At 32.0% G+C, this 10,908-nt stretch carries 9 protein-coding genes; all 9 read right to left on the bottom strand.

Going from position 1 to position 10,908, the window contains the following annotated elements:
* Nucleotides 1–442: 442 nt before the first annotated feature.
* Nucleotides 443–1,312 (bottom strand): aldose 1-epimerase family protein, encoded by an 870-nt coding sequence (locus KPL37_RS14840; RefSeq protein WP_216150577.1) that lies wholly within the window; start codon nucleotides 1,310–1,312, stop codon nucleotides 443–445.
* Between the two features lie 100 nt (nucleotides 1,313–1,412).
* The gene (locus KPL37_RS14835) at nucleotides 1,413–2,285 is read right to left on the bottom strand and encodes a class II fructose-bisphosphate aldolase (RefSeq protein WP_216150576.1); all 873 of its coding nucleotides are present in this window, start codon (nucleotides 2,283–2,285) and stop codon (nucleotides 1,413–1,415) included.
* 57 nt (nucleotides 2,286–2,342) lie between these two features.
* Nucleotides 2,343–3,524 carry a diphosphate--fructose-6-phosphate 1-phosphotransferase gene (locus tag KPL37_RS14830; protein ID WP_216150575.1) on the bottom strand — a complete coding sequence of 394 codons (1,182 nt, stop codon included), beginning with the start codon at nucleotides 3,522–3,524 and terminating at the stop codon, nucleotides 2,343–2,345.
* Between the two features lie 31 nt (nucleotides 3,525–3,555).
* A complete protein-coding gene (locus tag KPL37_RS14825) occupies nucleotides 3,556–5,574 on the bottom strand; it encodes an alpha-glucosidase (RefSeq protein ID WP_216150574.1) in 2,019 nt (672 codons plus the stop codon).
* 69 nt (nucleotides 5,575–5,643) lie between these two features.
* Nucleotides 5,644–6,312: a DUF4867 family protein gene (locus KPL37_RS14820; RefSeq protein ID WP_216150573.1), complete on the bottom strand. Its 669-nt coding sequence runs from the start codon at nucleotides 6,310–6,312 to the stop codon at nucleotides 5,644–5,646.
* 41 nt (nucleotides 6,313–6,353) lie between these two features.
* Nucleotides 6,354–7,700, bottom strand: coding sequence for an L-fucose/L-arabinose isomerase family protein (locus KPL37_RS14815; RefSeq protein ID WP_246578307.1), 1,347 nt, complete (start codon nucleotides 7,698–7,700; stop codon nucleotides 6,354–6,356).
* A 37-nt stretch (nucleotides 7,701–7,737) separates the two neighbouring features.
* Nucleotides 7,738–9,123, bottom strand: coding sequence for a glycoside-pentoside-hexuronide (GPH):cation symporter (locus KPL37_RS14810; protein ID WP_216150572.1), 1,386 nt, complete (start codon nucleotides 9,121–9,123; stop codon nucleotides 7,738–7,740).
* A 161-nt stretch (nucleotides 9,124–9,284) separates the two neighbouring features.
* Nucleotides 9,285–9,905 carry an aldose 1-epimerase gene (locus KPL37_RS14805; RefSeq protein WP_216150571.1) on the bottom strand — a complete coding sequence of 207 codons (621 nt, stop codon included), beginning with the start codon at nucleotides 9,903–9,905 and terminating at the stop codon, nucleotides 9,285–9,287.
* A gap of 68 nt (nucleotides 9,906–9,973) precedes the next feature.
* Nucleotides 9,974–10,825, bottom strand: a complete 852-nt coding sequence (locus tag KPL37_RS14800) for an NAD(P)-dependent oxidoreductase (protein ID WP_216150570.1) — start codon at nucleotides 10,823–10,825, stop codon at nucleotides 9,974–9,976.
* Nucleotides 10,826–10,908 lie beyond the last annotated feature (83 nt).

Raw genomic sequence — 10,908 nt, 5'->3', positions numbered from 1 at the left:
CCTCCACTGATAATTATAAATTAGGGATAAAAGTTCGAACTGTTATACCCTGTATTTTATCAGTAGGTGCTCTTTTTTTCAAAGTTCATTTTAATTCATAACAGGAATGCTTCTTTCTGATTAGAAAATTTTACTACAATCATCATTTTATAATCATTCAAATAAGTGTATAATTATAGCTTTTTTCTTTATCGAAATTTAACTTTATAATTTATGCTAATTTATAACAACCTCTTATACTATATTAACACAATATATTACAATTTAGTATATTTTTACTTCGACATATAATGTCATTTACGGTTTTCTTATAATTTTATTGAATATAAATAGACTACACTCCTTTTAAACTATTGTAAAGGATTGTAGTCTATTTAACGTTATTAAGTATTTTATAATAATCACGCAAAGTATTATAATATCACTTTTTTATATTATAAAATTATATAATTGTAATTTTATAATTACATGTAAAAATTCCTTTGTTTTTTAACTTTTGAATACCTTTTTTATTCTTCAATTCTACAGATAAACCTGCTGAATCTGGAAGACCAAACCAAGGCTCTATGCAAATAAAAGGAGCTCCCGTAGGTTTAGTCCATGTTGCAAAGTATGGAAAATCTTCAAATGACACAGTAACTTTATGGTCATTTTTATCTGTTCCTAACGTTATTTCCTTGTTTTTTAAATTTTCTAAAACAATAACATCATTTTCAAACAACTCTTTTGATACATCAATTCTATCTGTTTTTTCAAATAAAACCTTCTTTTTGTCTGATAAAAATCCACTAGAAAGTAAATATGGTTCTATTTTTTGTTTTTCTTTAAATGATAAGTAATAATCCTCGAAGTTTAACTCTGGTTTTACAGGACAATTGAAAGCGGTATGGGCACCTATTGAAAAATAAATATCCTTATTATCCTCATTTCTTACTTCATAGAAAACAGTAAGTTTATTACCTACAAGTTTATAACTTATAATTAGTGAGAACTTACACGGGTATTTCTTTAAAGTTTCATCGTTTGATCTTAATATAAAAGAAACGCTATCCTTTTCCTGCTTGTAAATATCAAAGTTCATATCCCTTGCAAAACCATGAACTGTCATTTTATATGGTTTATCATCAACAAAACAAGTATCCTTAATCAGGCTACCAATTATAGGAAAACATATTGGTGCATGAAATCTCCAATAATTAGGATCTCCTTGCCATAAATATTCTATTTTATCTTTTTTTAAAAAAATGCTTATTAATTCAGCACCTTCATTTTTTGCGTTTATAACTAAAAACTCATTTTCCAATGTTACCATGATTAATACCTCCCCTATTTTATAACAAAAGAGACACCCCCTAAAGCTATGTCTCCTTTGAACCTTAATAGTTATGAACTTCTTGTAACATCACTACTTTTTATTTTGTTGAAAATAAATCTGCTTTGTTATTGCTTCCAAATATCCTTATTTTTTCTATAACTTTTTCCTTCATTACTTTTCTACCATTACCAAGTGATGCAGCTAGCTGATATTCTTCTGGGTTTTTAGTTAGAACTTCTAACACCCCTTTTGTAAATGCTTGTCTTAGTTCAGTATCCACATTTACCTTTGCTACTCCTAGAGTAATTGCTTTTTTTACCTGATCATCTGGTACTCCTGATCCACCATGTAAAACTATAGGTCTGTTAACAGCTTTTGATATATCACTTAATCTTTGAAAAGCAAGCTTAGGTGTTTTCTTGTAAACGCCATGTGCTGTACCAATTGAAACAGCTAAATAATCAACACCAGTTTTCTCTGCAAAACTAACAGCTTCATCGCAAGTTGTAATCATTGCATCTTCATCCTCAACTGAAATATCATCTTCTGTTCCACCAATTTTACCAATTTCGCCTTCAGCCCCAATATCCAAAGCATTTGCAACTTCCACTAACTTTTTAGTTATAGCTATGTTTTCTTCAAAAGGAAGACCAGATCCATCAAACATAACTGATTGAAAATTTAATTGAATTGCTTTTACTACTTGTTCATATTTACGACTATGATCTAAATGAATACAAACTGGAACAGTAATATCCTTCATAAAGATATCTATCATTCCTCTTAATTCTTCGATTCCCATATATTGAATATATTTTTGCCCTATCATAAGCATTACAGGCGATTTTTCCTCTTCTGCAGCCCCCAGTATTGCTTGAATACTTTCAGCATTGTGAGCACTAAAAGCTCCAATAGCATATTTATTTTCCCATGCATTCATAATTAATTTTTTACCTGATACGTATGGCATATTAACACATTCCTTTCTGTCTTTTAAATTTTATTTTTAATATATAAATTTACATTATTACTTGAATATACAACATTGTTTTGCGTAATTTGTTTTCCCTCCTGGTACTGAAGGATATGGTGAAAGATCACCTCCAATCAAAGGCCTTAGCCATTCATAATATTTTTGAGGATTATTAATAAATTCGTTTGGAAGTGCCTTTTCACCTAAACTAGTTACTTTATCAAGAAGGCAACTCTCTAGATGGTAGTCATATCCTTTTATATCGCTATTCAAAATAGTAACCATAACGTTTGTTTCATTGTTATCTATTAGTGCTGATGCCTTTTTTCCAACGTCATAAGCTTCTATTCTATCTTGGGATGAAGTTGCTAAAGAGAAACTTCTTTGATTCATTCCCAAATTTTCTCCTCTAGCAGAGAATCCTAAATTTTCTTTTACTATATCCTCTAATCTTTTTGAAACTCCACCTAAAACTACTCGTCCATTTACTACTGCCTTTTGAATATTATTATCGTTATCTAACTTAATTCCTTCACTAACAACAATTGTCGCAGTTCCATATTCTTTTACTAAATTTTTAATATCTACCAAAAATTCATCAGTATGAAATTTTCTTTCCGGTAAATAAATTATATGAGGACCTTCCTCTTCAGATTCTTTTAGTAGTCCACTAGCTGCAGCTAACCAGCCTGCATTACGTCCCATAGTTTCAATTATTCTTACCTGTTCAAAATTTTTCATAGACTCTAAATCTTTACTTATATCCCTAGCAGAGAAAGCAACAAATTTAGCTGCACTTGCAAATCCAGGTGCATGATCTGTCATTCCCAAATCGTTATCAACAGTTTTAGGTATTCCTATAACTTGAAGCTCATACCCAATTCGATCAGCAACGTTTTTGATTTTTTGAAGCGCCGCCATAGTGCCATTTCCTCCAATAAAAACAAGAGCATTAATATCATTCTTTTTTAAATTATTAACAGCAATTTCTATTTTTTCATCTGTTAATTGATAACGCCCTGAACCTAAACATGCTCCTGGAATATATTTATGTTTTTTTACTAAGTCTAGAGTTTCATCTTTAAGTTCTATTAAGTTATCTTTTACTAAACCTTCATATCCATTTAACACACCATACAGTAAATTATTCTTTATCGAACTTTCTACAAAACCTACTAAACTAGTGTTAATTACTGCGGTTGGTCCTCCAGCTTGACCTATTACAATTTTTTTCATGCTTTCCCTCCTTCCTTATTAATTTTACATACTAAAAACCCATGTGTTTAACTTCCCCTATCTTTTTAAATAATTCTACATGTTCTGATTCTTTCCTATAAAATACTGCTGGCTGTCCAAGAGGTACTGAAACTTCTATATCTCCACCGCTATACTCTTTTCCTGTCCATAAATGTACCCATTTATCTTCTGGTAAGTACACATTCCATTTTGTTTTTCCTGGTTCATAAACAGGGGCAACCAATATATCTCTTCCATATAAATATTCATATTTAATACTATAAGATCTCTCATCATTTTCATAATGCATAAATAGTGGTCTCTGCACAGGTATCCCTTTATTTGAATTTTCTTTTACAAGCTCTTTTGTATAGGGAGCAAGATTCGTATATACCATACTCATTTTTGCAAAATGATATATTGTTTCATCATCTGAATCAAATTGCCAATTAGCCTCTGGTCTATTTCCCTCATGAGTTCTCATCACTGGTGTAAATGCCGCCATCTCAGCCCATCTTATAAATAATTCTTTTGTTCTCTTCATTTCAAACAACGTAGTGTATCCACCAATATCACTATGATGTAGTCCACATCCTGTCATTCCAAGCGATAATGCTGCAGGAATTACAGACGCTAATCCATCATCCAAACTCCAATCTACATTTTGATCTCCTGCCCACATCATTGTGCTATATTTCTGACTGCCAGTACCTCCTGCTCTCATAAAGAAAGTAACATCGTCCAGTTTGCCAGCTTCTTCAATTGCTTCTCTATTTATTTGAGCCCACATTGCTGGCCATGCATTATGCATTATTTCAGCACTTACTCCATTATTTAAAACAACATCAGTTGGTAAATATTCTCCAAAATCCGCCATCCATCCCGATAGCCCAAATTCAATCATTTCCTTTTTAATTACTTCTTTATACCAAACGCAAGCTCTAGGTATAGTGAAATCTACTACACCAGCATAAAATTCACCAAATTCCACTAAATAATCTTTTCCTTCTTTATTTTTAGCTAAATATCCTTTTTCGCTAGCTTCTTTAAATAGACTGCCCTCAATAGCAACATAAGGATTTATATATCCAAGAACTCTTATTCCTCTTTCTCTTAGTTTTTTAATTTCCTCTTGAAGCCCTGGATATAATTTTTTATCCCATACCCAGTTCCACATAAGTCTCTTTCCAAAGGAAGTCATTCTTATTCCTTCCCAATCCTGAGCCCATATACCACTTACTTTTACTCCCTTTTCTACAACATTTTCTAATTTCTTAAGTGCTACTTCAGTTCCACCTTGAATTCCAAGCCATACTCCTTTGTATACCCATTCAGGGAGTTCTGGTTGTCTTCCAAGTAGTGCTGTTAATTTGCCCACTAAATCCAAATATGTTTCTCCAGTCTCAAATATTATTTCTTCTGGCATATCCCATATTTGTAGTTCATGAAAATTCTCATGACTAAAATCAAAATCCATATAAGCACTGTTATTTATGTGACAATAATATTTTCTAGTTGAAATAAATGTTGGCTCTGGAAAGAAAGTAGTATAATAATCCCCACCAGCTTGATCCATACTCTCTGCCATAAATGTTGTGTAAGTATTTTTATTTCTTCCAACACCTTGTTCTGATGTCCATAATGGATAATTTTTTCCCCTTAAATCAAAATCTGAAAATTGTTCTCCACATCCGTATATGTGCTCTTCCTTTTCTGCTTTTAACCTAAGCCAAAATCTATTAAAATTATCTGGATTTTCTAAAAACTTAACAACAGTTCTTCCGTCTTCTTCTATAAATAATACCTTTATAGCATTAAGTCCCTTATTTGAAAAAGTAACTATTACTCTACTATTTTCTACTGATATCTCAAAATCGTTTAAACCTATTTTTTCGCAAATATAATCTTTAACTTTAAAGTTTCCGCGAAACATATCATAAGTACCTTTTCCTTTTCCCACATATATACATGGATTTTCAATACTATGTTCAATTATCTCCTTATCATTAACAACAATGCTGAACCCATTTTCTCTCTGAACAAGTTTCATAACTACCTCCCTACTTCTTATATTTACAAAGCTTCTACCTATAATTTGTGCCAGTCTCTACCAAATACACTATTTAATCTTTATTTCAATATTTTCACCAACTATTCCAGCATAAGCTCCTTTTTCCATTAGAGGCTTTCTATCTGGATGTGCTAAAAGCCATTTGTTTCTAGCAAATAAAAGTACATCCTTATATTTTGATGTATCTGCTTTTAAAGGCTCATTAGTTCCTTTAGGTAATATTACTATACATTTGAATCCTTCTTCTTCTACCTTACAAGGTCCAAAATGAAGTGTTGTCTCATATATTTGTATAGCAGTTCCTTTTTTCACAAAGAACGCTTCGACTTTGCTAGCATCATATTTATTTTGCTTCACATCTTGAAGTGCTCCAAGAAGCAATACCATGTCTGTAACAGCAACATCTATTTCACTACCAATATGATATTCAAGTCCATTTAAAGTTGAATTTGGGCCGTTACAATATCCTATTTCTATTGGCATTTCACCATAAAATTCATTTTCTAATCTTTCTCTTACTTTAGTTTTTTCCATTTCATTAACTGAAGCTATATAAGTATTCCCACTCGCTGATATAACTGTTTCCTTTTCCATGTATTGTATTAATTCATCAAATTTGTAATCTTCTAATATCTTACCATACTTCACAAAAGCATCATTATGAATATCTTTTATTTCTATATGATCATTAATTTTTATAAGTTCTTCTAATTTCATTATATTTCTCTCCCTTATATACAATTTGATTTAAATTACTTTTAATATTCCCAAACTTTTATTCCAAGGAAGCCACACATAGTTTTAACTTCTTCTATCACATCACCATAAGCAACAACAAAATGTGGTTCCCAACCATCCTTTACGAACTGTGCAACTTTACTTGCAGCTTCTCCACCTTCTGGCCTAACTGTTACTGAGGTACCGAAAAACTTTTGTGGTTCATCTAATGCTTCTCCTTTATAAAGGAACATACGGAAGCCATCTTTATCTTTTCCTAAACGTAAAACTGTAACTGGGCCACCTTTTAATCCAAATTCCATAGTTGGTCCAATTTGACGATTTGGATGTACTCCTAATTTTGCTCCTTCACTCTTACTTGCAAGGCAGCTTGCTCCAGCTCCACAATGCCAATAAACAATGCTGTCACATTTTTCGTCAATTGCTACAGGATCTCCAAAATAAGTAGCTTCGCCAGTAAGCCCAGCACCTATAAACATACTTATAGCTCCTCCGATATCTGTTTCACAAGAGGATGCAATTCCATTATCATTTAGCATTGAAAGCACTGCACAAACAGGTGCACCAAATCCTACAAAGAAATCTGGCCAACAACGAGAAGCTATTGCACCAGCTCCAGATTCTTTTACAAAAAATTTATAAGCTGTACTTAAACGTGCATATTTCTCTAAATTTTCTGCTGGCATTTTGTCCCAGCCTTTTGTACGACTTTTCAATTCTTTAAGAGCTGGGGCAATTTCCTGGGCACTTAATGCAGTAGCTTTACTCATTATCCCAGATGCCTCAATTTGAGCAATTCTAGTTCCAAGAGTTCCAGCAAGTTTTGCTTCATCAACTGCACCAAATCCGAACCCTGCTGGTTGAGATCCCACAACTCCAATTATAAGATTATTTAGCTTTTTAACCATTTCCATAGCACTTGCAATTTTACTTAGTTTTTCAATTACAACTTGCTCATCAGGATTTCCAAAAACAAATTCATGGTGTCCTCCCTGAAGATATACACTATTACCAGCTGAAAATGCACCTGTCAAAGAATTTAATTTTAACCTTCCTCCATCAATAGTAGGTTCACGAACAGCCCACACAACTATAGGACAATTAAAACGACGAGTGAGTTCTGTAACAAAATCTCCACCTACAAATGTAGTGCTTTGATAAATAATAAGATCTGGCTCTGTTATGGTATCTGCAAATTCACCTAACATTTCAGGTGATGTAAGTAGCTCCATAGGCCTACTTATATTATTAAAGATTCCTTCAAGCATGTTACAAGATTTAGCAAAATCCTCCTCGGCACTTGGCATAAAGAATGTAGTACGAGCAACTGGGAAAAACGCCACCTTAATATTAATTTTAGTATTCATCTATTAGACAACTCCTTTTATATGTTTTTTTTATATTTTATAAAGCAGTAGTATTTCTGCGTTCATTTAGATCAACTATTATTTCTCTATATTTATCATCAGTAAGTTTATAGAAAAATCCCATTACAACAATAGTAGCTATTGCTAAAACACTAGGGTATATGAACATAAGTCCCCTTATTCCTGAAATAGCTTTTACACTTTGTACAGCATTTGGAACATAACCAACAGCAGCTAAAACCATAGCAGGTATAAAACCAGCAACTGCCTGTGCCAACTTACGGAAGAATGTAAAGAAAGAATAAACAACTCCTTCTGATCTAGTACCTGTTTTCCATTCGCCATATTCAACAGCGTCAGACACTAGTGCCCAATTCAAACTGTTAACAAATGAACTACCAAAGAAAGCAAAACAAGCAAAAGCAATAAATACAACTGCATCCTTCGCAAATATAAATGCTAAAATATCTCCAAATGCCCAAATTGCACAACCAAGCATGTAAGTATGTCTTTTGCCAATCTTTTTAACTATAGTTGGAACCAATGCACAACCAATGAAAACACATCCTATACTAAAGAAACCCATGTATGGAACAATTGAAATATTTTTAAGTACATACTGACAGTAATAAACCTGTACTGCGAGCTTTACATTGAAAGCTGAGAAAGTAAATAAATTAACTAAGCATAATATAAGTAACGGAGTATTCTTAAATAATCCCTTGTAACTTTTAAGTATTGATCCCTTAGCTATCTTAGGCTTTTGAACTACATTTCTTTCTTTAATGTTAGAATAACAATAAATTTGAAGCAAAACACCAAGAATAGCAAATATTGAAACAGCAACCATATACCCTGTTGATTTATTAGAAAACAGCATAACAATTGGCATAAATGCTATGGTTGTAATAAATAAGGCCATATTAGAACCTGCTTGTCTAAAAGAAGCTAATTGTGTTCTTTCATTAGGATCTGTAGTCATAGCTGGTATCATAGATCCAAATGCTATATTACCTACACTGTATATAGATCCAAATGCCATATAAGTAACATAAGCCCAAATTATTTTACCTGTTATCGTAAAGCTTGGAGTTATAAAACTAATTATGGTAATAATAGCCAGCGGAATCGTAGCATAAAGGATGAAAGGTCTAAATTTTCCTTTTGGTCCAATTTTTTTACGATTATCAATCCATGTACCTATACTTATGTCTGCAAATGCATCCCATATTTTTGTAACCAAAAAAACTAATCCAGCCACAGCTACAGGTAAACCTAAAACATCTGTATAAAACTTAAGCAAATAAATCTGACCTAAATCAAACATAAATCCGAATCCTATATCACCTGTGCCATAAGAAAATTTTTCTTTAAGAGTTAGCTTTTGAGGTATTATTGTATTTTTTTGAACTGATCCTGCCATGTATTTCCCCCTTAATTTTTATATTTAAACCACTTTAAAATTTACTATTCCCCTATATCCTCTGAAAATATTTTGCAACTTCCACTCCACTTTTGTCCAAATTTCAGCAAAGTAAAACCTGTTATATTGTCATTTAGCTTTAAATTAGGTGCATTTATTACTCAACTTTGAGGTTCTGTACACACAAAATTTTTATCACCCTTTGAATTCCAAATCATCATATGTTTGTATTTTTCACCAATTTCATATATAACCCTAGTTTTACTGTTCCTATCTTCTATAATAAATCCATTGAAATCCTTTCCATCTAAATTTAAAGATTTAACTGTATAATGACCATCCATTTCTTCTTTGAGCGGGTTTAGTCCTTCTTTTCTAAACTTCTCTTCTTCCTTGTTTAAAGGTATACGTTTATCTGTAGGTAAGCTTCTTTTGCTTAATTCCCATCTTTCACCTATAGATGCTTTTAACAAATAATCTTCAGCCTTACTTTCTAAATGAAAAGGTATGTTTATAGCAGTATGAAATCCTACACCGACGGGTAAATCCTCATAATCCAGATTAAAAATTTCTAATTTTTGGTGTAGTCCTTTACATGAAAGTTCGTAAGTTAGATATGCTGAAAATTTATGAGGAAGGTATTTGTAAAATTCAGAATTCTCATCACTTCTGAATTCCACTTTAACAAATACACTATCACTATCCATAACCTTTAATTCATTTATATCCCAATTAACATTCCTAAGAAAACCATGAATATGATTTTTTTTTTTCAGGTTCATTTATAGGAAATTCATATTGTTTATTATTCACCTTAAATCTACCATCTTCAATTCTAAATATATTATTTTCACTCCACGACTTTAATTGTAGCAGAAAAATCTTCTTTTCCATATCCAGCTTCCATAGCTTTAGAATAAACCTTTTGTACGTTTTTAGCTCCTGGTAAATCTATCTTTAATTCCTGAGCAAGACTTACAGCTATGTTTATGTCTTTATTCATATTTTCTACTGAAAATGCAGTTGCAAAATCATGATTTTTAATAGCATCTTTCTTACCATCCAAGTAAAAATTTTGTCCACCACCATAGGATATAGCAGTAATTACATCATCAAAATTGAGTCCTGATTTTCCTGCGAGTGTTACCGTTTCATTTACACCATTTTGTATTTGAGATACTAACATGTTATGGCATATTTTCATAACAAGCCCTGTTCCATTTTCACCCATGTATATAATGTTTTTACCCATACATGAAAGTATTCCTTTTGATCTTTCAAAAGCTTCTTTGTCTCCACCTACATAAATTCCAAGCTCACCTGCAATAGCCGCTGGTTTACTCTTTACTACAGGGGCATCTATCATTAAACATTGTTTCTCTTTAACTTGCTTTGAAAGTTCACGTGATGTAGAAGGATCAATAGTGCTCATATCTATAAGAAGTTTTCCTGGAGTTAATACTTTCAAAAATTCACTATACACTGCTTTTACATGTTCACTTTTAGGTACCATAGATATAATTACATCACATTTTTCTGCAATCTCTTTATTTGATGAAGCTGCTTTTGCACCCAATTTAACTAATTTTTCAACTGCTTTGGTACTTATATCAAACACCCAAACTTCTTTACCGCTCTTCTTTACTATGTTTTCACACATAGATTCTCCCATTATTCCAAGTCCTACAAAACCGACTTTCATAATTACATCTCCCTTTTTTATATTATTCAAACTGTTAATACTTTAAACTGCTTAAGCCTTATAATTCTCTAACAAATCTTAAG

Source organism: Clostridium frigoris, from assembly GCF_018861865.1.
GTDB classification, from domain to species: Bacteria; Bacillota; Clostridia; order Clostridiales; family Clostridiaceae; genus Clostridium_AD; species Clostridium_AD frigoris.
This window is presented reverse-complemented; position numbering and strand designations above follow the sequence as displayed.

Coding starts and splice junctions, on each gene's coding strand:
- KPL37_RS14805 (WP_216150571.1), bottom strand. CDS start 9,905: ATGAACCTGAAAAAAAAAAATCATATTCATGGTTTTCTTAGGAATGTT.
- KPL37_RS14825 (WP_216150574.1), bottom strand. CDS start 5,574: ATGAAACTTGTTCAGAGAGAAAATGGGTTCAGCATTGTTGTTAATGAT.
- KPL37_RS14840 (WP_216150577.1), bottom strand. CDS start 1,312: ATGGTAACATTGGAAAATGAGTTTTTAGTTATAAACGCAAAAAATGAA.
- KPL37_RS14835 (WP_216150576.1), bottom strand. CDS start 2,285: ATGCCATACGTATCAGGTAAAAAATTAATTATGAATGCATGGGAAAAT.
- KPL37_RS14800 (WP_216150570.1), bottom strand. CDS start 10,825: ATGAAAGTCGGTTTTGTAGGACTTGGAATAATGGGAGAATCTATGTGT.
- KPL37_RS14815 (WP_246578307.1), bottom strand. CDS start 7,700: ATGAATACTAAAATTAATATTAAGGTGGCGTTTTTCCCAGTTGCTCGT.
- KPL37_RS14820 (WP_216150573.1), bottom strand. CDS start 6,312: ATGAAATTAGAAGAACTTATAAAAATTAATGATCATATAGAAATAAAA.
- KPL37_RS14830 (WP_216150575.1), bottom strand. CDS start 3,524: ATGAAAAAAATTGTAATAGGTCAAGCTGGAGGACCAACCGCAGTAATT.
- KPL37_RS14810 (WP_216150572.1), bottom strand. CDS start 9,123: ATGGCAGGATCAGTTCAAAAAAATACAATAATACCTCAAAAGCTAACT.